Here is a 25,184-nt window from a genome sequence, read left to right as displayed (position 1 = left end):
CTAGCGGTGCATCATTTCCGGCGAAGACAGCAGAAATGTATTCCACTCCTGCGGCGAGGCGGCCTGATCCAGGGCCTGGCGCGTCGCGGGACTCAACACTGGCTGCAGCGACTGGTAATACAGGGCGCTGGCCAGCTGGGGAAACGCGACCTTTTCCTGCGGCTGCGGGCCATCCGTCTTGAACAGGCCGGCGCTGCCCGAACCGATGGTGCGGGCGATATCGAAACGCGTCGTCATCTGGCCGGGGCTGGCCCAGGACGCATCCGTCAAGGGATAGCCGTCCGGCGTCTGGCGCCCGTACAGGGGCTGCCCCATGCGCGCGAGCCAGCTCAGCATGGGACCGGCGTTGAGGATGGGCTTGTCGTCATAGCTGAGACGCACGGCCGACACCACATAATGCATGGGATCCTTGAATTTCTTGCCCAGCGATTGCCGGAACTCCGGGCTGGCGAACATGGTCTGCAGCACGTCGGCGATCATGCCGTCGCTGCTCTGGAAGGTGGCCGCCATGCGCGCCACCAGCGGCGCGGGCGGATTGTCGCCGACGAAATACTGAGCCAGCTTGCCGCTGATAAAGCGCGCGGTGGCGGGGCTGCGGCTCAGGCGATCCAGCGCTTCATCGAGCTCGGCCAGTCCCCTGCCCTTCACCGTTTGCCCGAGAAATTGCTTGTCGCCGTAATCGTGGCGGTTCGGGTTGAACTCGAACAGGCCGCGGCGCACGTATTGCGGCTGCAGCGCCGGTTTCACCTTCGGCGTATCCGCGCCCAGGTTCACGCCCACCCCGGTCAGGATGCGCGCCAGTTCCTGCACGTCCATCTGGCTATAACCGCCGTTCACGCCCAGGGTGTGCAGTTCCATCAGTTCGCGCGCATAGTTTTCATTGATGCGCTTGGCGGCATTGGCTTCATTGTCCAGGTAGCGCAGCATGGCCGGATGGTGGACGGTGGCGCCCAGCAAGTCGCGAAATTTTCCCAGCGCATGCGGCGCGATGGCGTTCGCCTCATAATCGCCCACCATGGCACGCAAGTTGTGCTTGCCCTGGTGCACGCTGAAATGGTTGAGCCAAAACCAGCTCAGCTGCTGCTGCAGCTGGTTCGGCGAATACACGTCGAGCAGCAAGGAGCGCGTGGCCGCCTCGCGCGCCAGGCGATTGAGTTCCTGCTGGTACTCCTTTTGCGCCTGCTGCTTCGCCATATCGTCCATGACGTCGGCCGACTCCTTGCGCTTTTGCTCCACGGACATGACGAGCTGATCGAGCGGCACCTGGCTGATGGTCATCGCGTCGATCTGCGCCTGCACGGCGGGCGGCAGGCTGGTTTTACCTGGGTGCAACTGCGCCTGCAGCCAGGCGTTCCAGCCTTTCTCCTGCATCTGGCGCACGCTGCCGCCGTTCACGCCCCAACTGACGCGCTCGAGCATCGCGATGCCTTGCGCGGCATTGTCGGGCGCGGCGACGGCATGCTGCGCGGCCGGCGGCGCCGTCGCGGCACAGCCAGCCAGCAACAGCAGGGATATCAAGGTCGTCGGCAATAATCGGTTCGGGCTCATGGCAATCTTTCAAGCGGTTTCAACCAGAATGCCTGAGGGTACGCCCAGGTTGACCCGCGCATGATTGCCATTTGCAACGAGTTGTAATCAAGCGGGCTGGTTCGCCAGCCGATCGCGCGGGCGCGGGCACGTCAGCAATGAACAATCTCGGATAAAATGTTATCGAGAGAATTGCGTATTGCAATGGCAGTTCCGTATTTTCTCTCGAACCAGACATTATCCATACAATACGTCCACATTAAAAAGAAATGAAAATATTATTTATCGCTGCATCAGGAATCTTATCGCTCATGCAAACGCCATTATCCTTTGCGGAGAATCTGAATGGAAAAAACCTGTATGTGCAGCGATGTGCCGTGTGCCACGGGGCAGAGATCAAGGGAACTGGGCCATTGGCGAATAAAAGCAATCCCCCTACACCGGATCTGACCACCGCCGCATTCAAAAAACGCCTGAAGGATTATCCGGGCGTGATCGTATCGTCGGTCATACTGCGCCCCAATGGCGATCTGATTCCAAAGACATTAAAAGAGAATGGCGTCAAGATCGCGCCATACGCCTGGCGAGTGCAGGATTTTCGCGATTTGAATCAATACATGAGCGATGTGATTTTCAAGATTCGATAATCTTGAGAGCAATGGTGGTGACCTCGCGCAGGAATAAGCCGCGCTCAATCATCCTGTTTGAATAATTCCACGCACTTATCTCGCAGGAAATCGCGCAATTGCAGTACCAGCGGCGTCACTTGCGCCCGGTGGGTGCAGAGCAGGTGCAGGGGCGTCGCCTCGCCCGCCACGTCGGGCAACAGTGCTTGCAGGCGGCCGGCGGCCAGATCGCCGGCCACGTCGAGCCGCGATTTGTAGGCGATGCCCAGGCCCGCTACGGCCCAGCGCCGCACCAGGTCAGCGTCGTCGGCGCTGCGGTTGCCGCTCACCTGCACGGTGACTTGCTCGCGCTGGGGCAGGCGGTAAAAGGTCCAGCGGTCGTGCAAGCCGTCTTCCAGCGCGAAGCGCAGGCAATTGCGCTGCGACAAGTCTTGCAGCGCCAGCAAGGGCCCATGCTCGCGCAGGTAAGCGGGCGAGGCCACCAGCACTCTGTCGTTGGCGGGCGCGATCGGCATGGCAACCATGCTCGAATCGTCCTGCTGGCCGTAACGTAGGGCAATGTCCACTTGCTGGCGCACCATGTCGGCCACCCGGTCGCTGACGCTGAGCTGGTAGTGCAGCTTCGGGTGGCGCGACTGAAACTCGTCCAGCCAGCCCAGCATCAGGTTGCGGCCCAGGTCGGAGGGCATGGCAATTTTCAAGGTTCCGCCGAAACTGTCCTTGCCGGCCAGCAGCGCATCGTGGCCTGCGCGCAGCAGGCGCAAGGCTTCGCGCGCATGCTCCAGGTATTGCGTGCCTTCCGCCGTCAAGCTCAGCGAACGGGTCGTGCGGGCCAGCAGGCGCAAGCCCAGTTCCCCTTCCAGGCGCTTGACGGCGGCGCTGGCCAGCGCGGGCGAGATGCCGATCTCGCGCGCGGCGGCCGACAAACTGCCCCGGTCAGCCGTGCGGACAAACACCTGCAAGTCATCGAGTCGCAGCAATTTTCAGCATTCCTTTGAAAGTGTTTCGGTACGCACCCGCTTTTACCGTGGCGTGAAAATGGCCATGATACGTCATCAAGCCTGTATGGCGCAGGTTGGATCAGGTCCGAAGGACCTTGATCCGACAACATTGTCGGCGTGGCCGATGGTGGTGTCGGATGACGCGCGGTACAGCCGCGCTAATCCGACCTACGCCGACTCCATCACTGTTTTATCAAAGGAAGCATATGAAAGCCATCGCCTACCACCACAGCCTGCCCATCACCGATGCCGACGCCCTGCTCGACATCGAGCTGCCCGTGCCCGTCGCCACGGGACGCGACCTGCTCGTCGCCGTCAAGGCCGTCTCCGTCAACCCTGTCGACACCAAGGTGCGCAAGAACCGCGCGCCGAAGGATGGCCAGCCGGAAGTGCTGGGCTGGGATGCGGCCGGCGTCGTCACCGCCGTCGGCCCCGACGTCACCCTGTTCCAGGTGGGCGACCAGGTCTGGTACGCGGGCGCCATCAACCGCCCCGGCAGCAATAGCGAATTCCAGCTGGTCGACGAGCGCATCGTCGGCCACATGCCAGCCAGCCTCGACTTTGCGCCGGCCGCCGCCCTGCCGCTCACGGCGATCACGGCCTGGGAATTGCTGTTCGACCGCCTGCAGATCAGCCGCGACAAGAATCTGACCGGCAAGTCGCTGCTGGTGATCGGCGCGGCCGGCGGCGTCGGTTCCGTGCTGGTGCAGCTGGCGCGGCAATTGACGGGCGTCACCATCATCGGCACGGCTTCGCGCGCGGAAACGGCCGACTGGGTGAAGGAACTGGGCGCCCACCACGTGATCGACCACAGCCTGCCGCTGGCGCAGGAAATCACGCGCCTGGGCTTGCCGCCCGTCGATTACGTCATCAGCCTGAACCAGACGGACCGGCATTTCGAGCAGATCGTGGAACTCATCGCGCCGCAGGGCAAGTTCGCCCTGATCGACGACCCCGAGCAGATCGACGTGCGCAAGTTCAAGGGCAAGAGCGTGTCGCTGCACTGGGAACTGATGTTTACCCGCTCGCTGTTCCAGACACCGGACATGATCCAGCAGCATGCCTTGCTCGAGGAACTGGCGCAGCTGGTGGACGCAGGCGTCATCAAGACCACCGTGGCCGAGCGCTTCGGCACGATCAACGCGGCGAATTTGAAGCGCGCGCATGCCCTGCTGGAAAGCAATACGGCAAAAGGGAAGATCGTGCTGGAAGGGTTCTAAATTCAGGTAATCAGGATGGCCCGGAAATCATTGACATTCGTCAATGTCGGGCCCGTGACCACGCTGTCCCCCAGTGCCTGGAAAAAGCCGTGGCCATCGTTGTTGTCGAGGCTGTCGCGCGGTTTGATGCCCTGCGCCCAGGCACGCTGCACAGTGTCGGGCGCGAGATAAGCGCCGGCGATGTCTTCCTGGCCGTCGACGCCATCCGTGTCGCCGGCCAGCGCGTGGATGCCCGCTTGCCCGTCCAGCGCGATGCCCAGCGCCAGCAGGAATTCCACGTTGCGCCCGCCGCGGCCGTTGCCGCGCACGGTCACCGTCGTTTCGCCGCCCGACAGCAGCACGCACGGAGCAGGAAACGGCTGGCCCCGCTGCGCCGTCTGCAGCGCGATGCCGGCCATGACTTTGCCCACGTCGCGCGCCTCGCCTTCCAGGCTGTCCCCCAAGATATACGGCGTGACGCCGGCCGCGCGCGCCACGGCGGCGGCCGCCTCGAGCGCCATCTGCGGCGTGGCGACCAGGGTCGTGCGCGTGCGCGCCAGGCGCGGGTCACCGGGTTTCACGGATTCGCCGCGCCCGCTTTCCAGCGCGATGCGCAGGCTATCCGGCAAGGCGATTCCATAGCGGCGCACGATGGCCAGCGCATCGTTGCAGGTCGTCGCGTCGCCCACCGTGGGACCGGACGCGATGTCGCCCAGCTTGTCGCCGGGCACGTCGGAAATCGCCAACGTCACCACTTGCGCCGGATGGCAGGCGGCCGCCAGGCGCCCGCCCTTGATGGCGGACAAATGGCGGCGCACGCAATTCATTTCGCCGATGGTGGCACCCGACGCCAGCAGCGCGCGGTTCAAGGCTTGCTTGTCGGCCAAAGTGATGCCATCGAGGGGCAAGGCCAGCAGCGACGAGCCGCCGCCCGAAATCAGACACAGCACCGTATCGTCGGCCTGCAAGTTGCCCACGAGGTCCAGCATGCGCCGGGCCGCCTCCATGCCGGCCTGGTCCGGCACCGGGTGCGACGCTTCGACGATCTCGATGCGCTCACACGGCACGGCATAGCCGTAGCGCGTGACGACGAGGCCCGACAGCGGCCCCGGCCAGTGCCGTTCCACGGCTTGCGCCATGGCGGCCGACGCCTTGCCGGCGCCGATGACGATCAGCCGTCCCTTGGGCGCGGGCGGCAGGTGGGGCGGTATGCAGTGCGACGGCTGCGCCGCCTCGACGGCGGCGTGGAACATGGCTTGCAGCAAGGCGCGCGGCGCTGGGGTGGTCGTCATGGTGTTTCCTCCGGTATCCGAGCCCGATCATAGCAGGGACGGCGCCGTCCGGAGACTACAATGGCGGCTTGATCACGAACAGGAATGCAATGAACGACGCCATCGAATGGACCAGTCTTGCCCGCACTTTCGGGCTGTTTACCGTCACGGCCGTGGCCGAACTGCTGGGCTGCTACCTGCCCATGCTATGGCTGAGCAACAAGGGCAGCGCCTGGCTGCTGTTGCCGGCCGCCCTCAGCCTGCTGGTCTTCGTGTGGCTGCTGACCCTGCATCCGGCCGCCAGCGGCAGGGTATATGCCACGTATGGCGCCATCTATATCGCCACGGCGCTGGGATGGCTGTGGCTGGTGGACGGCGTCACGCCCGCCTGGACCGACATCGCCGGCGTGGGCCTTGCCCTGGCCGGCGCCGCCGTCATCGCCATGGGGCACAAGGCGGCATAATTACGCCGCATGCTGGCGGAAGTTTGTTTCCGCCGACCACGCCGCGCTGGCGCGGGCCAGCAACACGGCTTCGCCATCGGCCAGCCAGTCGTCCGCATCGGCGATCTTCCACATGGCTTGCAGCAGCTTGCGGCGCAAGTCCGGGTCCGTGATTTCATCGAGCAGGCTGTCGATCACGCCATGGGCCAGCTGCACCGCGCCATGCACGGTCGAGGTCAGCATGTCGTCGCACAGGTCTTGCAGCAGCTGTTGAAAAGCGGCCGGGGCCAGGTCGATATGCTCGAGGATCTTGCTGCGGTGCATGGCTTGCAGCTCGGCGCTGGCCAGGTTGCCGTCGACCACCATCATCAGGGCCAGAATACGTCCCGCTGCCTGGGGACTGTTCGTTTCATAGGTACGCATGATTTTCCACTTTCTCAGTTAATGAAAGAGCGCGCCACCGCCCTGCGGGGCGCGCCTTACTGCTGTTTATTTCTTCTCGCTGCGGGTGATGAACACGCTGGCCACGCAGCTCGACACGATCAGGACCGCCACCACCAGCAAGGACGCTTCCACCGGCACGTGGTACCACGGCATGATCAGCATCTTGGCGCCGATGAACACCAGCACCATCGCCAGGCCATACTTGAGCATGTGGAAGCGGTCGGCCACATCCACCAGCAGGAAGTACAGTGCCCGCAAGCCCATGATGGCGAACAGGTTCGACGTGAAGACGATGAACGGGTCCGTCGTGATGGCGAAGATCGCCGGGATCGAATCGACCGCAAACACCAGGTCCGTCACCTCGATCAGGATCAGCACGAGGAACAGCGGCGTGACATAGCGCAAGCCACCCTTGGCCACGAAGAAACGTTCGCCGTGGTCGCCGTCGGCCACCCGCAAGTGGCGGCGTGCAAAGCGCAGCACCGGGTTGTTCGCCACGTCCGGCTCCGCATCGGCCGCCACCAGCATGCGCATGCCCGTCACCAGCAGGAAGGCGCCGAACAGGTACAGCACCCAGCTGAACTCGCTCACCACCCACGCGCCGGCCATGATCATCACGGCGCGCATGACGATCGCGCCCAGCACGCCATAAATCAGCACGCGGCGCTGGTACTGGACCGGCACCTGGAAGGCGCTGAAGATCAGCAGGAAGACGAACACGTTATCGACCGACAGGGCTTTCTCGATCAGGTAGCCGGAGAAAAACTCCAGCGCCTTCTGGTTGGCGATCTCGGGACCGGCTGTGCCGTTCAGGTACCACCACAGTCCGCCGTTGAACAGCAGGGCCAGGCTGACCCACACGAGCGACCACGTCGCCGCTTCCTTGACGCCTACCTTGTGCGCCTTGTTGCCGCCGAAGACGAACAGGTCCAGCGCCAGCATGAACAGGACGAATACGATGAAGCCGGCCCACATGGGTGCCGTTGCAATACTTTCCAGGCCGTTCATCGGCGGCCTCCGCAACTGTCTCTGTCTATCCTGATGCCCATGGCATTCTCCTTGCATGAATTGAGCAGTCATCATAGGCTGAATATAAACATCGAACAAATCGAATATAATTTACAAATACATCGAAAAATTCGATATATTAATTTACCAGGAAGCACCATGTCCACACTCAATTTCAAGCACTTGCGCTATTTCTGGATGGTGGCCAAGACGGGCAGCATCGCCCGCGCGGCAGAGCAGCTGCACCTGACGCCGCAATCGATCTCCGGCCAGCTCAGCGACTTTGCCGACAGCCTGGGCGTGGAATTGTTCCGCCGCAGCGGGCGCAAGCTGGAATTGACGGACACGGGCAGGCGCATCCTCAGCCATGCCGAAAGCATCTTCAGCACGGGCGACGAATTGCTGGAAATCGTGCGCGACCAGTCGCGCACGGCGACGACCACGTTTCGCGTGGGCTGCGCCGATTCCGTGTCCAAGCTGATCGCCTGCCGCCTGGTCGAACCGGCGCTGGGACTGGCCGAACCGCTGCGCATGATCTGCCGCGAAGGCCGGCTGGCCAGCCTGCTGGCGGACCTGGCCGTGCACCGGCTGGACCTGATCATCGCCGACCGCCCGATGCCGTCGCACTTGAGCGTGCGCGGCTACAACCACCTTCTGGGCGAAAGCGGCATGACCCTGTTCGGCACGCCGGCACTGGCCGCCACCCTGAAAGGCGGCTTTCCGCTATGCCTGAACGGCGCCCCGCTGCTGCTGCCGGGCGAGGACTTCGCCATCTATGGCCGCCTGCTGCAATGGCTGGGCGACAACCACCTGCACCCGCGCATCGTGGGCGAGTTCGACGACAGCGCCATGATGCAGGCCTTCGGCCAGTCCGGCGCGGGCCTGTTCTTCGCCCCCACCGTCATCGCGCCCCAGGTCTGCGAACAGCATGGCGTGGTGGCGCTGGGCCGGGTCGACAGCCTCGTCGAGCAGGTGTATGCGATCACCACGGAACGCCGCCTGAGCCACCCGGCCACCGTCGCCATCAGCCAGAGCGCGCGGCGCGAGCTGTTCGTCTAGGCGCTACACGGCGCCCACAACGATCTTGTCCGACTGCCCGACTTTCATGTGCGCTCGGCACGCGATGGCGGCAACCTGGTCGAGGTGCCGGCGGGAGCTTCTGTTGCCAGCCGTCCACAGAGAAGTCAGGCGAAATACATTTGAACAAATATATCTTTATAATAGCACTCCTCCCCGACGCCCTGCGCGCCCCTTCCTGGACTTGCCGCAATGAAGCACTTGCACGACATCCCCTCTGCCTTCAAGCATGAATTTGCCAACCCGCGCCTGTGGTGGTCGCGCGCCGTCGTCGTCGGCATGGCCGCCATCGCGGGCCTCGTCGTCGTGGGCTTTACGTGGCTGGCGGAAACAGCGCTCGATTGTTTTCTCTTTTTTAACGGCAAGGCCTGGTGGTTCGCCCTGCTGTGGACACCGGCTTGCGCCGCCCTGCTCGTCTGGCTGACGCGCCGCTACGCCATGGGCGCGGCCGGCTCCGGCATCCCGCAAGTGATGGCGGCACTGGACCCGGCCGTGGCGCCGGAACAGCGTTCGCTGTTTGTCTCGCTGAAACTCAGCGCCGCGAAGATCGGCCTGACGGCGGGCGGCTTGCTGGGCGGACTGTCGCTGGGGCGCGAAGGGCCGTCCGTGCAGATCGCCGCCGGCGTGATGCTGGCCGCGCGACGCTGGCTGCCGCGCCATTCCCAGGTGAGCGCCCATTCGCTGCTGGTGGCCGGTGGCGCGGCCGGCATCGCGGCCGCCTTCAACACGCCGCTGGCGGGCGTCATGTTCGCCATCGAGGAACTGTCGCGCTCGCCCGAGCAGCGCAACAGCGGCCTCATCGTCGCGGGCATCGTGCTGGCCGGCATGATGGCCGTGTCGATCCACGGCAACGCCACGCACTTTGGCATCATCCACCCCGGCCCCATCGGCCTGGCGCTGGCCCTGCCCGGCTTACTCGTGACCTTGATCGCGGGCGTGGCCGGTGGCCTGTTCGCGCGCCTGCTGCTGGCGTCAAGCAGGGGCAATCCGCTGGGTAAACTGTCCGCGTGGAGAACAGGCCGTCCCGTGCTGTTCGCCGCCGTCTGCGGCTTGCTGGTGGCGGCCATCGGCATCGCCAGCCATGGCGCCACGTTCGGCAGCGGCACCGTGGCCACGCGCGCCATGCTCGATGGCGCGAGCGACGTGGCGCCCGCTTTCGTGGCCTTCAAATATGTGGCGACGTGGCTGACCGTGTGGTCGGGCGTGCCAGCTGGCATCTTCGCACCGTCGCTCGCCATCGGCGCCGGCATCGGCCACGATATCGCCGTGCTGCTGCACTACCCGCACGCACCCGCACTGATCGCGCTGGGCATGGTGGGCTTCCTGGCCGCCGCCACGCAGGCGCCGCTGACGGCGTTTATTATTGTCATGGAAATGGTCGACGGCCACGGCATGGTGCTGAGCCTGATGGCCTGCGCAGTCGTCGCCAGCACCGTCTCGCGCGTGCTCAGCGAACCGCTGTACGGGGCGCTGGCGCAACTGCAGCTGCAACGGCTGCCGCAAGGGAGCCGGGACCTTACATCGTAAACGGAAACGGCTGCATGCCCGCCTGCCTGTCATCGGGGGCGACGACGGCCAGCAAGGCGCTCAAGCCCTGGTTCAGGTGCGCCAGGCTGTCCGCATCGAGCTGGCTCAGCGCACTGGGCAGCAAGCCGCGCGCCGGCTGCGGCGCGCCGGCGATGACGGCCTGCCCTTCCGCCGTCAGGGTCAGGGTGACCACGCGCTGGTCGGGCTGGTCGCGCGCCTTGCGCACATAGGCTTTTTTCACCAGCGCGTCGACCAGGTTGCTGGCCGTCGTCTGGTGGATGGACATCTTGCCGGCCAGCTCGCCCATGCGCAGGCCCGGGCGCTCCAGCAATTCCTGCATCACCCACAGTTGCGCGCCAGACACGCCGCATTGCTTCTCGATCTGCGCCGAGTGCCGCTGCGCCGCGCGCATGACCACGCGCATGTTTTGCAAGGCCATGCCCTGCGCCCTGGCCACCGCCGAAATGTCCGCTTCCACCACCATTGCCTCCGTTATCGTACCGGCTTCGCGCCTGCTGGCGGGCCGGAATTCCTGCATGATACCTGCAATGGCGGTCCGCTACTCACTGCCTGTTACTGGCAGCCCATCGCGCCAAGCCTGCTCCAGCACCCGCTTGCCGGCCGGGTCCCAGTGGCGCTCGATGCCGTGCTGCTTGCCGTGTTCGTACGGCACGATCTGGCGCAGGCTGCCGTCGGCATACCAGGTCTGCAGCAAGCCATGGCGCTGGCCGTCAAGCATGGGAGTGACCTGGGCGCGCGCCCCGTTGTCATGCCACTGCGTCACATCGCCCTGCTCGCGCCCTTGCGCATCCTGCTGCCAGGCAACGGTCGGCAGGCCATTGCTGCCCCACTTCTGCATGCTCAGCAGCTTGCCCTTGCGATACAGCGCCTTTTGCGCCAGCTGGCCATTGTCATGGCTGTCGAACGACCAGCCATCGGGCTCGCCATGGCGCCACATCGTGCTGGCGAGTACCTTGCCGTCCGGCGCCAGGGTGACGGCCTCGCCGTCCAATTGATCATGGATGAAATGGCTGCGCTGGAACAGCTTGCCATCGGGATAAAACACTTGCTGCAGCCCATGCATCCTGCCACCCTTCAGAAAGGCGCGGCTGCTCACCTTGCCATTCGGCCCATACGACACATACTCGCCATCGGCCATCTGCTGGCCGTGGTAGGTGATGCGGTTCATCAGCTGGCCATTCTCATGGTACGTCTCGGCAATGCTGTCGCGCCCATTCGGCAGCCGGGTCACCTTTTGCTTGAGCTGGCCGTTGTCATAGTATGACGCGCCGCCGGCCGGCGCATTGCCCTGCGCTGCCAGCGGCAGCACCGCCATGAGCGCGACCAGCAGCGTCAGCCGCATTCTCTGTCCATGCTGCATGCGATCCCCCTACTGTGCCGCCACCGGCTGGCCATCGTGCCACGCCTGTTCCAGCACCAGCTTGCCGGCCTTGTCCCATTGGCGCTCGATGCCCTGCTTCCTGCCATGTTCGTAGGGCACGATCTGCCGCAGGCTGCCGTCGTCGTACCACGTCTGCAGCAAGCCATGGCGCTGGCCTTCGACAAACGGCGTCACGCTGGCGCGCGCGCCGTTGGCATGCCAATCCGTCGTGTCGCCATGGTCGCGCCCCTGCGCGTCTTTCTGCCAGGCAAACACGGGCCGGCCATTCGGGGCCCACGTTTGCAAGCTGAGCACGGCACCCTTCTGGTACAGCGTCTTGTTCGACACGACGCCGTTGCCATGGCTTTCAAACGACCAGCCGTCGGGCTGGCCGTGCACCCAGACGGTCCGGGCCAGCACCTTGCCATCCTGCGCGTACATGACGAACTCGCCCTCGCGCTGGCCATCGACGTACCGCCCCTTACGGAACAGCTTGCCATCCGCATAAAACGATTCCTCCACGCCATCCATCTGGCCATGGCGTCGATACGAGCGGTTGCTGACGGCGCCGTTCGCGCCATACGACACTTGCTCGCCATCGGCCATCTCGTCGCCGTGATACAGCGTGCGGCTCATCAGCTGGCCATTCTCGTGATACGTTTCCGAAATGCTGTCGCGCCCGTTCGGCAAGGCGGTCACCCGCTGCTGGACCTGGCCACTCTCGAAGTACACGCTGCCGCCGAGCAGCTCCTCGCCCTGGGCATTGAAATAGGTTTCGCGCAGCAGCTGGCCATTCTCGTGGTAGTACTTACGAAACTTCACGAATTGGACCTGGCTCAGGTCCAGGTCCGTGGCATAGGTTTCAAAGGCCAGCACGCCCGGCGTGTCGGGAAATTCGAGCCGTACATGCCAGGCGCCCAGCGCCTCGTCGCGCACGGGCGGCGTGCGCAGCGCATACACGGCGCGGCGCTGGTTGCTTGGCATGAAATTTTCATCCAGATACATGGTCTTGTCCTCTTCTTGCGCGTGATCGGACGCCGTTGCCGGCAACGGCGTAGCTTCCTGCGCCGCCAGCGGCAAGGCCGTACTCATGCCCAGCGCGGCGGCCAGCAGCCAGCGCATCGTCTGTTGATTCTTCATGTCTCTCCATTGTTCATGTTGCTTTGCGGCTGCCATCATAAAGGCAAGCGCCGGTCGCCACAGGCACGATTGCCGCCCCATGAAAAAAGGCCGGGACGGACCTGCTGGTCCGGCTCCGGCCTGGCGCATGGGCAGGCGCAGGATGCGCCAGGCTTCAGCTCACGCCATCCTTGACGGGCGACAACTGGCTCGCATGCAGGCGCGCATACGCGCCGCCCTGCTGCAGCAAGGCGGCATGGCTGCCCGACTCGACCAGTCGCCCGCCCTGCATGACGACGATGCGGTCGGCGCTTTCGATGGTGGACAACCGGTGGGCGATGACGATGGTGGTGCGGTTGCGCATCAGTACTTCCAGCGCTGCCTGCACCGAGCGTTCCGACTCCGTGTCCAGCGCGCTGGTCGCTTCGTCGAGCAGCAGAATCGGCGCATCCTTGTACAGGGCGCGCGCGATCGCCAGGCGCTGGCGTTGCCCGCCCGACAGGCGCGAACCGTTCTGCCCCGCCTGCGTTTCATAGCCTTGCGGCAGTTGCATGATGAAATCGTGGGCATAGGCGGCGCGCGCCGACGCTTCGATCCTGTCCTGGTCCGGGGCCGGGTCGCCATACGCGATATTCGCCGCCATCGTGTCGTTGAACAGGATCACGTCCTGGCTGACGAGGGCGAACTGGCGCCGCAGGGCCAGCAGGGAATAATCGCGCACGTCGACGCCGTCAAGCAAGATCTGGCCGCCGCTGACGTCATAGAAGCGCGGCAGCAGGCCCAGCAAGGTCGTCTTGCCGCCGCCGGAACCGCCCACCAGGGCCACCGTTTCGCCGGCGCGGATGTCGAGCGTGATATCGCTCAAGGCCGTGGGCGCATCGGGGTCGTCGCTGTTGTAGCGGAAGTGCACGTTCTGCAGGGACAGATTGCCCTGCACGGTTGCCGGGGCGATGGTGCCCGGGTCCGGTTCCAGCGGCGTGTCGATCAGGCCGAAGACGGACTCGGCCGCAGCCAGGCCACGCTGCAGCGGCTCATTGATTTTCGTTAAATTCTTGATCGGCGACTGCATGGCCATCAGCGCGCCCATGAAGGCAACAAAAGCGCCCGGCGTGATGGCGCCGCTTTGCGCGCGCAGCATGGCGAAATAGATCACGGACGACAGCGTGATGCCGACGAGCATCATGATGAAGCCGGAATTCATGGCCGAGGTGGCCGCATGCTTGACGGCCAGCTGGCGGTTGCGCTTGACGACGTTGACGAAGCGCGCCTGTTCATAGTCCTGCCCGCCGAAGATCTTCACCACGCGCTGGCCGCCGATACTTTCATCGAGCACGGACGTCAGCTCGCCCACGGCCTGCTGCGAACTCTTGCTCAGGTGGCGCATGCGCCGTCCCGCCAGGGTCACGACGATGGCGACGATGGGCATCGAGGCCATGCAGAACAGGGCCAGTTTCACGTCGATGCTGAACAATAAAATCAGGTAGCCGACGGTGGCGACGGAATCGCGCACCATCACGTTGAGCACGTTCAAGCCGGCCTGCGACACCTGGCTGGCGTCGAAAGCCACGCGCGACTGCGTCAGGCTGGTGGTGGTGGTATCGAAAAAGCGGCTGGGCAGGCGCATGATGGTGGCGAACATCTTTTCGCGCAAATCGGCCTGCACCCGGCTCGATAGCCAGACGGAACCGTAATCGCCGGCAAAACTCGACACCATGCGCAGCACGGCCAGGCCAAGGATGGTGGCGGGAATCACCCACAGATCCACCTGTCCCGCCTGTGACGGCAAGAAACGGTCAACCCAGCCCTGCAGCATGCCCATCACGCCGGACGCGGGCGCGACCTGCGTGATGGCCGTCGTGCGCATGGCGTCGACGACGTTTTGCAGCTGGCGGATTAACAACACATCGGTGGCGGACGCCACGCCCACAGCCAGCAAAGTGGCGGCAACGATGGCGCCGTAGCGGCGAAACTGGCCGGCCAGGCGGAAGAACAGGAGGCGACTTTGCTGCATGCAGGTGAGAAAAGTGAGGGTAAAACGTGATTCTAACCGCTGCCAGACTCACCTATGAGAAAGTCGTCACCTTGCCGGCGCAGGACCGGCAAGGAAAGGCGCGGGCTATCAGCTCTTCGCCACTTTCCACGCGGCTGTGCCGGCCTTGCAGACCTTCAGCTTGAGGGTCTGTTCCTGGCCCTTGGCGTTCAAGCCGACCTGCACCTTGCGGCAGGTTTGCGCGTCCGTCTTTTCCGTGTCGCTGGCCGTGATGTCGGCGGCGATGCGCACGGAATTGCGCAAGCCTTCATTGCTCCATTGCACGGTTTCGCCATCTTTCTTGTCATTGAGCACGTCGGTGACGGCTTTCACGAAGACGGGCTTGTCGTTCTTGTTGAGGTAAGCCATCGGCGTATCGGCCAGGAAACCCAGGCCGACGGCGGAAGCGGAAGCGCTGAAGACGGCGCTGCCCAGTATCAAGGTGGACAGCAGTGTGGCGGGACGAATACGCATGGAAAACTCCTGGTAAAGTAAAAAATAGGGACCGGAGACCGCCGGGGCGGTCCTTAACCGGGATCCGCCGGCGAAATACCCACGGCCAGCAAGGCGTCGATGCTGGGCACGAAATAGATCGCCGACGACAGCGCCGTGGAAAAATCCAGCAGCCGGTCCGTTTGAGTGACGCCATCATAGCCTACGCCGTACATTTGCCGCAGCATGCCCATGGTCACCGTGATGTCCTTGCAGAAACCGACAAACATGACGCCCGCCTCAGTTGCATTGGCGTAATTGGCATTGCGGCGCACGATATCGACTTCCTCGCCATCGCGGATAAACTGGTTGCGGCCCACGTGGGAATCGACGGGCAGCGGCGACAATTCATGGCTGCCGGCCTTGGTGCGGCCCCAGACCTGCTCCGCCGCGTGCACGGGCAAGGCGCGCAGGCGCTCGACATCCATGCGCCATTTCTGCAGCAGCACGGTGGAGCCGCCCTCACCCGCCTCGCCATCGGGAATGATGGCCACGCCATTCGCGCGGAAGGGATTCGGGTTGGCGACGCCGTCGGCAAAGCCGTCGAAGGTCACGTTATTGTGATACGGAAAACACACCTGCTCGCTGGCCAATTCGGCAAAGGGGCTCAGCAAGGTGAGCGTCGTGCGCATGCTGTCGTACAGGGTGGCCGCGTTCGACTGCGTGATCCAGACCCAGAAATCGTGCTGGCTGGCGGGCGCCGTCTTGCCGTTGGCGCCCACGAGGTCCTGCGCGAACGATGCCATGTTGTCCGGCACGCAGCCGGGGCAGGCGGCGCGCCACAGCTCGGGCTTGAATCCCAGCACGACGTTGGCCGTGCCGCCCGTCAACTGATGGTGGCGGTTCAGGGTGGGGTCGAGAATGCCCGTGACTTCGGATTCCCACAGCTTGCCCAGCACCCTGAACAGCTGCTCCGGTTCGACGCCGGCCTTCACATTGAACTGCAAATGCACTTCGTCGCGCGCGACGACAGACAGCATGCTTTGTGGAATTGCCATGACAGATGTTCCTTTTTTAGTTTTCTCTATGGATATTAAACCAGAAGTGCCGGATGGCAGTTTCATTTAGGCAACATGCGATATTTGTAACTATAGGTCGTCATGAATTGAACGATAATGCAATGACGTAGAGCAAGAATCAAAGAATGGATGCCATTGCATGAAATTGTATGAAAAGCTCGTCAGCGACATCGAGCAACTGGTGGACAAGGGCGTGCTCTTGCCCGGTGAACGCATTCCCTCCGTGCGCCAGACGAGCCAGCAGCACAAGCTGAGCATCACCACGGTGCTGCGCGCCTACGTCAAGCTGGAGGGCATGGGCGTGATCGAAAGCCGGCCCCAGTCCGGCTACTTCGTGCGCCTGCGGGCCGGCGACACAGCCACGCCGTCAATCTGCATGCAGGCGTCGCACCCAAGCCCCGTGCCGGCCGAAGTGCATGTCAGCCGCCTGGTGCTGTCGACCCTGCGCTCGATCGGCTTGCACGACGCCGTCCCTCTGGGCTCGCCCTACCCCGACCCGTCGCTGTTTCCCTGGGAACGCATCAACCAGTATGCGGGCGCCGTGGCGCGCCGCAACCGCGCGTGGAACATGACGGACGATCTACCGCCGGGCAACCCGCAGCTGATCCGCGAAATCGCCCGCCGCTACCTGGAAAACGGCCTGGCCGTCGATCCCGACGAAATCATCGTCACCGTGGGCGCCACGGAAGCCATCAACCTGTGCCTGCAAGCGGTGGCCAAGCCGGGCGACACCATCGCCGTCGAGTCGCCCACCTTCTATGCCATGCTGATGGCCGTCGAACGGCTGGGCATGAAGGTGGTGGAAATCTCCACCGATCCGTACGACGGCATCAGCATCGAGGCGCTGGCCGACATCATGGCGCGCCAGCCCATCGCGGCCGTCATGGTGATGCCGAACTTCCAGAATCCCCTGGGCTTCCAGATGTCGGACCAGCGCAAGCGCGCCCTGGTTCAGCTGCTGGAGCAGCACGACGTGCCCGCCATCGAAAACGGCGTCTACAACGAGCTGTATTACGGCGACGCCCATCCGTCCTCGCTCAAGTCCTACGACCGCAAGGGCCTGGTGCTGCACTGCTCCTCGTTTTCCAAGAGCCTCAGTTCCGCGCAGCGCGTGGGATGGGCCCTGGCCGGACGCTACCGGGGCAAGGTGGAGGAACTCAAGTTCCTCAATACTCTGGCCACGTCCTCGTTCCCGCAGCTGGCGATTGCCGAGTACCTGCAAAACGATGGCTACGAACAGCATCTGCGCCGCACCCGCAAGGCGTATGCCCAGCAGGCGCGCATCATGGCGGCCGCCGTGCTGCGCTTCTTCCCTGCTGGCACCAAAGTCTCGCAACCGCAGGGCGGCTACGTGCTGTGGGTGGAGTTGCCCGGCAACGTGGATTCCATGCAACTGTACCGGCGCGCGCTCGAATGTAAGATCACGGTGGGCCCGGGACGCATGTTTTCCGTCAGCCAGGCCTACAAGCATTGCATCCGCCTCAATTACAGCTATCCGTGGAGCGTGGGCGTGGAACAAGCCATTATTCTTCTCGGTAAACTTATCACCGAATTCTTGTAACAACACCGATCAAAACCTACTGCGCGTCGTAATTTGCGGTCTGCGATGCTCACTGTACCTTCGTACAGTTGCGCTTCTCAAACCAACGGGGGCGCCGAGCCTTACTTCCGCTCGCTACGGTTTTGCTAGGCGTTGCAAACCAGTTATCCGCCCACCAGCGACATGCGCACGGTGGGATACTGCTTGCGCCCGCCAAGCTGGGCCAGCGCGCCACGCACTTCCGAGTAGCGGTCGCCACGGCGTTGCCAGTGCTGGCGCAGCACGGTTTCCAACTCTTGCGCGGAATCAAGCAGTGGCCGCAGGTCGAGGCCGTCGTGGGCGAACAGGCAAGTAAACAACTTGCCGTCCGACGAGACGCGCACGCGGCTGCAGTCGCCGCAGAACGGCTGCGACACGCTGGAAATGAAACCCACCTCGCCGCCCCCGTCGCGGTAACCATAGCGGCTGGCCGTCTCGTGCAAGATCGGCTTGCCTTCGCCCAGCGACACGAGGGGGAACTCGGCGGCGATCAGCGCGCGCGCCGCCTCCGACGTGACGACATGCGTGCGCGACCAGGCGCCGATGCCGCCCACGTCCATGAATTCGATCAGGCGCAGGATCACGCCCGTGTGGCGGAAATGGCGCGCCAGCGGCACGATCTGGCTGTCGTTGACGCCTTTCTGCACGACCATGTTGACCTTCACAGGGTTCAAGCCCACGGCTTGCGCCACCTCAATGCCGTGCAACACTTTCTCGACGGGAAAGTCGACGCCATTCATGCGCTGGAAAATACCGTTATCCAGACTGTCGAGACTGACGGTGACCCGCTCCAGGCCCGCATCCTTGAGCGAGCGCGCCTTGGCCGCCAGCAAGCTGCCATTCGTCGTCAGCGCGATGCTCACGGCGCGCCCGTCCGGCGCGGTCAGTCTCGCCAGGCGCTCGATCAGCTGCTCCAGATTCTTGCGCAGCAGCGGCTCGCCGCCCGTGATGCGGATCTTGTCGACACCGAGGCGCACGAAAGCGCGCGCCATCGTTTCGATCTGCGCGAAGGACAGGCGCTCGCTGGACGGCAGAAACGGGTAATCGCTGGGGTACAGCTCGGCCGGCATGCAATAGGTGCAGCGGAAGTTGCACTGGTCGATGACGGAAATGCGCAAGTCCGTCAGGGGCCGCCCCAGCATGTCCACGCAGGGTTCGATATGGCTTGGCTGCCGGAGCGCCGGCTGCGGATACAGGATGGTGTTCATGGTGCTTCCCCTCGATAGGCATTCGTCTGGAAGTAGCATAGGACGAATGGGGGCAGGCAAAGAGGTACAGTCCGGCGCCGGCCGATAGAGTACAGACGCAGCGGACTGTGCTCCTACGGCGATGGCGGCGGAGCAAAGACGCTGGCGCATAATTCCGCGCCCGCCGCGCTGAGTAGCGCGCTGCCGCCGCCGCTCTCCGCCGTCGTCACGCTCACCAGGCCCGCGCTGGACAGCGCATTGAGCTGGCGTAACAAGGTACTCATCTGTACCCCTGCCCGCTTGGCCAGCTTGGCCAGCGACCACGGTTTATCGGGCGCCTCCTGCCGCGCCTCCCACAGCAGCGCCAGCAGCGCTATCAGTGCGGCGTCGACTCCGTCTTCCTTGTTGTGCATGTTTTTTCTCCTTGTCCGCATCATAAATCACGGCCCGCGCCGGCGCGACCGGCATCGTCATCTTGCCATCTGTACTCTGTTTTTTTGTCCGGAACTGTGCGCCTACGCTCCCGCCTGCCGCCCCTACCATGTGATTGTCCCATCGCATATCACCAGGAGAGTCATCATGAGCAAGCCAAAGTCCGACGCGCGCATCGCGCCCTACACCCATGCCGCGGCCGGCTGGGGAGCACTCAAGTACGTGGCCATCAATCTGTTCAAGGAAAAAGTCAGCGCGGGCAATTACCGCTCGCTGTTCGAGCAAAACCAGCCTGACGGTTTCGACTGTCCCGGCTGCGCCTGGCCCGACCGCGAACACGCGTCCACGTTTGAATTCTGCGAAAACGGCGTCAAGGCCGTGGCCGCCGAATCGACGAGCAAGCGCGTGCGCCCCGAGTTTTTCCAGGAACACACGGTCACGGAATTGATGGAACAGTCGGACTATGATCTGGAACAACATGGCCGCTTGACGGACCCCATGGTGTACGACGCGGCCAGCGACAAATACCAGGCGATAGCCTGGGACGATGCATTCGCCCTCGTGGCGCACCATTTGCACGCGCTGGACGACCCGAACCAGGCTGCTTTCTACACGTCGGGCCGCGCCAGCAACGAAGCGGCCTTTTTGTATCAACTGTTCGTGCGCGCCTACGGCACGAATAACTTCCCCGACTGTTCCAACCTGTGCCACGAAGCGACGAGCCGCGGCTTGCCGGAAACCGTCGGCATCGGCAAGGGCACGGTGCTGCTGGACGACTTCGAGCATGCGGACACGCTGCTGCTGTTCGGCCAGAACCCCGCCACCAACCACCCGCGCATGCTGGGCGAATTGCGCGAAGCGTCGCGCCGCGGCGCCGTCATCGTCTCCATCAACCCGCTGCACGAGCGGGGCCTGGAACGCTTCACGAGCCCGCAGCATCCGCTGGAAATGCTGACGGGCGGCAGCACGAACATCTGCTCGCTGTTCATCTGCCCGACATTGGGCGGCGACTTCGCGCTGATCAAGGCCATGGCCAAGCGCGTCCTCGAACTCGATGACGAGGCCATCGCCCATGGCCAGGAGCGCGTGCTCGACTGCGATTTCATCGCCGAGCACACGAGCGGCTTCGACGCCTTCGCGGCCGACCTGCGCGCCGAAAGCTGGGAGGTGCTGCTGGCCGAATCGGGCGTGGCGCGCGACAAGATCGAGGAACTCACGCAGATCTATGTGAAGGGCAAGGCCGTCATCGCCACCTGGGGCATGGGCGTGACGCAGCACAAGAATTCGCTGGCCACCGTGCAAATCCTGTCGAACTTGATGATGATGCGCGGCAATATCGGCAAGCGCGGCGCGGGACTGTGCCCCGTGCGCGGCCACTCGAACGTGCAGGGCGACCGCACCATGGGCATCGAGGAACAGCCGACCAAGGAATTCCTCGACCGCCTGGGCCTCGTGTTCAACTTTGAGCCGCCGCGCCACCACGGCTATGACGCTGTCGGCACCATCGAGGCCATGCTGGAGAAAAAAGTAAAAGTGTTTGTCGCGCTCGGCGGCAATTTCTCGATGGCCACGCCAGACACGCCGCGCACGTGGGATGCGCTGCGCTCGTGCGACCTGACCGTGCACATCGCCACCAAGCTCAACCGTAGCCACCTGGTGCACGGCAAGGATGCGCTGATCCTGCCGACCCTGGGACGCACGGAAATCGACGTGCAGTCGGGCGTGGCGCAGGGCGTGACGGTGGAAGACTCGATGAGCATGGTGCACATCTCGTTCGGCATGAACCAGCCCGCCTCGCCCAATCTGCGCTCGGAAATCGCCATCGTCGCCGGCATGGCGCAAGCGACCCTGGGCAGCGAGAAGATCGACTGGCTGCGCTATTCCGGCAACTATGCGCTGCTGCGCGATTCCATCGAGCAAGTGTTTGACGACTTTTTCGACTATAACTTGCGCGTGGCCAAGCCGGGCGGCTTCCACCTGGAAATCGCCTCGCGCGAACGGGTATGGAAGACCGAAAGCGGCAAGGCGCAATTCCTCGTCAACGCCGTCGAGCTCGACACGCCGATCCACCGCGCCCGCCAGCAATATGGCGAGCGCCTGATGGTGCTGATGACGACGCGTTCGCACGACCAGTACAACACGACGATCTACGCCATGGACGACCGCTACCGTGGCGTGTTCGGCCAGCGCCGCGTCGTCTTCATCAACAAGGACGACTTGGCCATGCTGGGCTTTGCGGCCGGCGACTGGGTCGACTTGATCGGCGTGTGGCATGACGGCATCGAACGCCGCGCCGACCGTTTCCTGCTGGTCGAGTACGACATTCCGCGCGGCTGCATCGGCGCCTACTACCCGGAAACCAATCCGCTGGTGCCGCTCGACAGCGTGGGCCACGGTTCGCGCACGCCGACCTTCAAATCCATCCCCGTGCTGCTGGCGCCGTCGGCCGCCGCCAGTTGAACAGGAGAACGCCATGTTCGGTTTCGATACCCTGGACCTGTCGCGCGCACAATTTGCGATGACGGCCATCTTCCACATCCTGTGGCCCATCCTGACGATCAGCCTGTCGCTGTTCCTGTTCGTCGTCGAGGCGCTGTGGCTGCGCACCAGCGACCCCGTCTACTACCGCCACGCGCGCTTCTGGAGCAAGTTGCTCGTGCTCAATTTTGCCGTCGGCGTCGTCAGCGGCATCCCCCTGGAATTCCAGTTCGGCACCAACTGGGCGCCGTTCTCGCACCATTCGGGCCAGTTCATCGGCAACATCCTCGGCTTCGAGGGCGCCATGGCCTTCATGCTGGAAGCGGGCTTCATCGGCGTCATGATGTTCGGCTGGGGCCGCGTACCGAAGGGCGTGCACCTGTTTGCCACCGGCATGGTGGCGCTGGGATCGAGCATTTCCTCGTTCTGGATCATGGTCGCCAACTCCTGGATGCAGACGCCGGCTGGCGTGCGCGTAGTCGACGGCAAAATCATCGTCACCGATTACGTGGCCGCCATCTTCAATCCCGACATGGCCTGGGCCGTGGGCCATATGTGGGTGGCTGCCGTGGAAACGGGCCTGTTCGTGATCGCCGGCATTTCCGCCTGGTATATGTTCAAGCGCCGCGAACCGGCCTTTTTCGCCCGCTCGTTCAAGCTGGCGCTGATGCTGTTGCTCGTCATCGCGCCGTTGCAGGTGTGGCTCGGCGATTCGAGCGGCGTCGACGTCTTCAAGACCCAGCCGGCCAAGGGCGCGGCCATCGAAGGCCACTGGCATACGAACCGCGATGGCGAAGGGGCCGCCTGGTCCTTGCTGGCCTGGCCCAACCAGGCGGAACAGAAGAATGACTGGTCGCTCGAAGTGCCTGGCATGCTCAGCGTGATCGCCACGCATAGCGCCACGGGCAAGATCAAGGGCCTGGCCGACATCGCCCGTGAAGACCAGCCGCCCATGCTGCCGCTGCTGTACTACGCGTTTCGCGCCATGGCCGGCATCGGCATGTGGTTCGTGCTGCTGGCGTTCTGGACCTTCGTGGCCTGGCGCAAGGTAGGCGGCCGGGTGCAGGAATTCGTGCGCAACCGCAAGCTGCTGCTGGCCTGGGTGCTGACGATTCCGCTGCCCTACATCGCCGTCGAGTGCGGCTGGATCGTGCGCGAAGTGGGCCGCCAGCCATGGGTCGTCTACGGCTTGCTGCGCACGCGCGACGCCGTCTCCGACGTGGCGGCCCATGCCGTGGCCGGCAGCATGCTGATGTTCTTTGTGTTTTACATCGTGCTGTTCCTCACGTTCTTCGTATTCGCCAGGAAATGGCTGCAACAAGGCCCGGATGTGACGCTGCCGCTGCCGGACGCCGGCCATGCCGTGGGGTATTGAGATGTGCCCCCATCAATCAAGGAGTTTGTAATGGATATCAATTCGCATGCCATGCTGGGCAATGCCTGGTTCGGCTTGATCGGCCTGATGCTGATCTTTTATGTCGTCACGGACGGCTTCGACCTGGGCGTGGGCATCCTCAGCCTGTTCACCCGCCGCGAGCAGGAACGCAACCTGATCTTCCAGTCGATCGCCCACGTGTGGGACGCCAATGAAACCTGGCTGGTGGTGGTGGGCGGCGCCTTGTTCGGCGCCTTTCCCAGCGCCTACGCCACCTTGCTGGAACAGCTGTATATCCCCATCATGCTGCTGATCGCCAGCCTGATCATGCGCGGCGCTTCGATCGAGTTCCGCCATGCGGCCGGCAACAAGCGCCTGTGGGACCTGGTCTTTGGCGTGGGCAGCCTGCTGGCCGCCGTGGCGCAGGGCGTGGTGCTGGGCGAGGTCATCACGGGCTTGCAGCCGGGCCCGCTGAGTGCGGTCTTCACGGCGTGCACGGCGCTGGGCGTGGTGGCCGGCTATTGTCTGCTGGGCAGCACGTATCTGATCAAGAAGACGGGCGGCCAGCTGGAAGCGGCCGCGCGCCGCTACGCGACCACCAGCGTGCTGGCGACGGTCGCGGCCGCCATCGTGCTGTCGGCCGGCACCATGGTCTTCAGCGCCATCGGCCACGACCGCTGGGCGCAGCCGGGCGTGTTCGGCGTGCTGCTGGCCCTGGCCGCCATCGCCGCCAGCGCCTTCATCTACATCCTGTGGGCCGTGCACGTGAACGGCGTGCGCGGCCCCTTCCGCGGCGCCATCGTGCTGTTCCTGGCGTCGTTCGCGGGCCTGGCCATCAGCTTCTTCCCGGATCTGGTGCCGGGCAAGCTGAGCATCGCGGCGGCCGCGTCCGATGAACCGACCCTGATTTTCATGCTGATCGGCATGGGCACGATGCTGCCGATCATGGTCGGCTACAACCTGTTCCAATACTACGTCTTCGAGGGCAAAGTCGTGCCCCAGAAACATTAACCGACATCACGGCATGCGTATCCCATCATGATTATCCGCCCCACCACCAACTGGTTCCGCATGCTGTTCGTCTGGGATGGCTCGGTGCTACAAGCCATCATCCCGCAATTGCTGCTGATGCTGGTCGTCAGCTCGCTGGCCTTGCTGACGGACGGCCGTATCTTCGGCGTCAAGATTCCGCTCGATACGGCGCCGTTTCCCATGGTCGGCATCAGCCTGGCGATCTTTCTCGGCTTTCGCAATAACGCCAGCTATGCGCGCTTCGTCGAGGCGCGGCATATCTGGGGGCAATTGCTGATCGCCGCGCGCGCCCTGGCCTCGCAGGCGCTCACCTACCTGCCGCAGGCAACGAGCGGCCTCGACCACGAGTTGCTGCTGCGCCGCCTGATCGCCTTCGTGTATGCACTCAAGCACCAGCTGCGCCAGACGGACCCGCAGGAAGACCTGGCGCGCTACCTGCCGGCCGAGGACGTGCAGCGCTTGCAGGGCGTCAACTTCAAGCCCGTCGCCATCCTGCATGCGGTGCGCGCCATGCTGCACGACGCCGTGCAGCGCCAGCCGGGCCAGGCGCAGCTGCTGTGGATGCTCGACACCCAGCTCAACGACCTGGCCGCCACCGTGGCCGGATGCGAGCGCATCAAGAACACGCCGATCCCGTATCCGTACGGCGTGCTGGTGCACCGCACCGTCTACATGTATTGCTTCCTGTTGCCGCTGGGCCTGGTAGACGCCATCGGCGTGGCAACACCCCTCATTTCCGTCTTCGTCGCCTATACCCTGTTCGCGCTGGAAGCCATCGCGCAGCAGATCGCCGAACCGTTCGGCCTGGCGCCCAATTGCCTGGCCCTGAACGCCATGACGCGCGAAACGGAACGCTCGCTGCTGGAATTGCATGGCGACCCGCTGCCGCCCTCGATACGGCCCTGCCCGCGCTATCAGATCGATTAACCGGAGGAAAA

At 63.9% G+C, this 25,184-nt stretch carries 23 protein-coding genes; 10 read left to right on the top strand and 13 right to left on the bottom strand.

The features are described 5' to 3' along the window. Nucleotides 1-1,548 (bottom strand): DUF1800 domain-containing protein, encoded by a 1,548-nt coding sequence (locus ACQ4W4_RS11130; protein ID WP_436542068.1) that lies wholly within the window; start codon nt 1,546-1,548, stop codon nt 1-3. A 248-nt stretch (nt 1,549-1,796) separates the two neighbouring features. Between ACQ4W4_RS11130 and ACQ4W4_RS11125 the strand changes: the two genes are divergently transcribed. Then, the gene (locus ACQ4W4_RS11125) at nt 1,797-2,174 is read left to right on the top strand and encodes a c-type cytochrome (protein WP_436542067.1); all 378 of its coding nucleotides are present in this window, start codon (nt 1,797-1,799) and stop codon (nt 2,172-2,174) included. 44 nt (nt 2,175-2,218) lie between these two features. Here ACQ4W4_RS11125 and ACQ4W4_RS11120 read toward each other — a convergent pair whose 3' ends face one another. Next, complete coding sequence (locus ACQ4W4_RS11120) at nt 2,219-3,133, bottom strand: LysR family transcriptional regulator (protein WP_436542066.1); 915 nt, start codon at nt 3,131-3,133, stop codon at nt 2,219-2,221. A 227-nt stretch (nt 3,134-3,360) separates the two neighbouring features. Between ACQ4W4_RS11120 and ACQ4W4_RS11115 the strand changes: the two genes are divergently transcribed. After that, complete coding sequence (locus tag ACQ4W4_RS11115; RefSeq protein ID WP_436542065.1) at nt 3,361-4,374, top strand: zinc-binding alcohol dehydrogenase family protein; 1,014 nt, start codon at nt 3,361-3,363, stop codon at nt 4,372-4,374. A 2-nt stretch (nt 4,375-4,376) separates the two neighbouring features. Here the strand turns inward: ACQ4W4_RS11115 and ACQ4W4_RS11110 are convergent, their stop codons facing one another. Continuing rightward, complete coding sequence (locus ACQ4W4_RS11110; protein ID WP_436542064.1) at nt 4,377-5,645, bottom strand: glycerate kinase type-2 family protein; 1,269 nt, start codon at nt 5,643-5,645, stop codon at nt 4,377-4,379. Between the two features lie 89 nt (nt 5,646-5,734). On the opposite strand from ACQ4W4_RS11110, the gene ACQ4W4_RS11105 reads away from it, so the two are divergent. After that, nucleotides 5,735-6,088, top strand: coding sequence for a YnfA family protein (locus ACQ4W4_RS11105; protein WP_436542063.1), 354 nt, complete (start codon nt 5,735-5,737; stop codon nt 6,086-6,088). On the opposite strand, the gene ACQ4W4_RS11100 is transcribed toward ACQ4W4_RS11105, so the two are convergent. Both ACQ4W4_RS11100 and ACQ4W4_RS11095 read right to left on the bottom strand, forming a co-directional pair. Beyond that, nucleotides 6,089-6,490, bottom strand: coding sequence for a TerB family tellurite resistance protein (locus ACQ4W4_RS11100; protein WP_121668895.1), 402 nt, complete (start codon nt 6,488-6,490; stop codon nt 6,089-6,091). 66 nt (nt 6,491-6,556) lie between these two features. Further along, the gene (locus tag ACQ4W4_RS11095) at nt 6,557-7,519 is read right to left on the bottom strand and encodes a TerC family protein (RefSeq protein ID WP_436542062.1); all 963 of its coding nucleotides are present in this window, start codon (nt 7,517-7,519) and stop codon (nt 6,557-6,559) included. 159 nt (nt 7,520-7,678) lie between these two features. Between ACQ4W4_RS11095 and nhaR the strand changes: the two genes are divergently transcribed. After that, on the top strand, nt 7,679-8,578 hold the full coding sequence (gene nhaR / locus ACQ4W4_RS11090) for a transcriptional activator NhaR (RefSeq protein WP_436542061.1): 900 nt from the start codon (nt 7,679-7,681) through the stop codon (nt 8,576-8,578). Between the two features lie 210 nt (nt 8,579-8,788). Further along, nucleotides 8,789-10,123 (top strand): chloride channel protein, encoded by a 1,335-nt coding sequence (locus ACQ4W4_RS11085; RefSeq protein WP_436542060.1) that lies wholly within the window; start codon nt 8,789-8,791, stop codon nt 10,121-10,123. Here the strand turns inward: ACQ4W4_RS11085 and ACQ4W4_RS11080 are convergent. The 6 genes from ACQ4W4_RS11080 to ACQ4W4_RS11055 form a co-directional block, all read right to left on the bottom strand. After that, nucleotides 10,113-10,661: a MarR family winged helix-turn-helix transcriptional regulator gene (locus ACQ4W4_RS11080; protein ID WP_436542059.1), complete on the bottom strand. Its 549-nt coding sequence runs from the start codon at nt 10,659-10,661 to the stop codon at nt 10,113-10,115. The genes ACQ4W4_RS11085 and ACQ4W4_RS11080 overlap by 11 nt on opposite strands. Before the next feature lie 21 nt (nt 10,662-10,682). Beyond that, on the bottom strand, nt 10,683-11,486 hold the full coding sequence (locus ACQ4W4_RS11075) for a toxin-antitoxin system YwqK family antitoxin (protein ID WP_436542058.1): 804 nt from the start codon (nt 11,484-11,486) through the stop codon (nt 10,683-10,685). A gap of 27 nt (nt 11,487-11,513) precedes the next feature. After that, nucleotides 11,514-12,644: a toxin-antitoxin system YwqK family antitoxin gene (locus tag ACQ4W4_RS11070; RefSeq protein ID WP_436542057.1), complete on the bottom strand. Its 1,131-nt coding sequence runs from the start codon at nt 12,642-12,644 to the stop codon at nt 11,514-11,516. A 154-nt stretch (nt 12,645-12,798) separates the two neighbouring features. Further along, nucleotides 12,799-14,634, bottom strand: coding sequence for a lipid A export permease/ATP-binding protein MsbA (msbA, locus tag ACQ4W4_RS11065; RefSeq protein ID WP_436542056.1), 1,836 nt, complete (start codon nt 14,632-14,634; stop codon nt 12,799-12,801). A gap of 108 nt (nt 14,635-14,742) precedes the next feature. Further along, nucleotides 14,743-15,126 carry a hypothetical protein gene (locus ACQ4W4_RS11060; RefSeq protein ID WP_070224881.1) on the bottom strand — a complete coding sequence of 128 codons (384 nt, stop codon included), beginning with the start codon at nt 15,124-15,126 and terminating at the stop codon, nt 14,743-14,745. Nucleotides 15,127-15,179: 53 nt separating this feature from the next. Beyond that, nucleotides 15,180-16,142: a Dyp-type peroxidase gene (locus ACQ4W4_RS11055; protein ID WP_436542055.1), complete on the bottom strand. Its 963-nt coding sequence runs from the start codon at nt 16,140-16,142 to the stop codon at nt 15,180-15,182. A 160-nt stretch (nt 16,143-16,302) separates the two neighbouring features. Between ACQ4W4_RS11055 and ACQ4W4_RS11050 the strand changes: the two genes are divergently transcribed. Further along, a complete protein-coding gene (locus ACQ4W4_RS11050) occupies nt 16,303-17,724 on the top strand; it encodes an aminotransferase-like domain-containing protein (RefSeq protein WP_436542054.1) in 1,422 nt (473 codons plus the stop codon). A 143-nt stretch (nt 17,725-17,867) separates the two neighbouring features. Here the strand turns inward: ACQ4W4_RS11050 and moaA are convergent, their stop codons facing one another. Both moaA and ACQ4W4_RS11040 read right to left on the bottom strand, forming a co-directional pair. Beyond that, nucleotides 17,868-18,950 carry a GTP 3',8-cyclase MoaA gene (gene moaA, locus ACQ4W4_RS11045; protein ID WP_436542053.1) on the bottom strand — a complete coding sequence of 361 codons (1,083 nt, stop codon included), beginning with the start codon at nt 18,948-18,950 and terminating at the stop codon, nt 17,868-17,870. A gap of 113 nt (nt 18,951-19,063) precedes the next feature. Further along, complete coding sequence (locus ACQ4W4_RS11040; RefSeq protein WP_436542052.1) at nt 19,064-19,342, bottom strand: helix-turn-helix domain-containing protein; 279 nt, start codon at nt 19,340-19,342, stop codon at nt 19,064-19,066. Between the two features lie 166 nt (nt 19,343-19,508). Between ACQ4W4_RS11040 and ACQ4W4_RS11035 the strand changes: the two genes are divergently transcribed. Genes ACQ4W4_RS11035 through ACQ4W4_RS11020 form a run of 4 tightly spaced genes read left to right on the top strand, consistent with a single transcriptional unit; the run spans nt 19,509 to nt 25,173 of the window. Beyond that, nucleotides 19,509-21,821 carry an FdhF/YdeP family oxidoreductase gene (locus tag ACQ4W4_RS11035; RefSeq protein ID WP_436542051.1) on the top strand — a complete coding sequence of 771 codons (2,313 nt, stop codon included), beginning with the start codon at nt 19,509-19,511 and terminating at the stop codon, nt 21,819-21,821. A gap of 13 nt (nt 21,822-21,834) precedes the next feature. After that, the gene (locus ACQ4W4_RS11030; RefSeq protein ID WP_436542050.1) at nt 21,835-23,214 is read left to right on the top strand and encodes a cytochrome ubiquinol oxidase subunit I; all 1,380 of its coding nucleotides are present in this window, start codon (nt 21,835-21,837) and stop codon (nt 23,212-23,214) included. Between the two features lie 30 nt (nt 23,215-23,244). Then, a complete protein-coding gene (locus ACQ4W4_RS11025; protein ID WP_436542049.1) occupies nt 23,245-24,225 on the top strand; it encodes a cytochrome d ubiquinol oxidase subunit II in 981 nt (326 codons plus the stop codon). Between the two features lie 27 nt (nt 24,226-24,252). Further along, entirely contained in the window at nt 24,253-25,173 is a 921-nt protein-coding gene (locus ACQ4W4_RS11020; RefSeq protein ID WP_436542048.1) for a bestrophin family protein, read from the top strand. Nucleotides 25,174-25,184 lie beyond the last annotated feature (11 nt).

It is taken from the genome of Janthinobacterium glycogeni (genome assembly GCF_051380725.1).
GTDB lineage: Bacteria > Pseudomonadota > Gammaproteobacteria > Burkholderiales > Burkholderiaceae_D > Janthinobacterium.
This window is presented reverse-complemented; position numbering and strand designations above follow the sequence as displayed.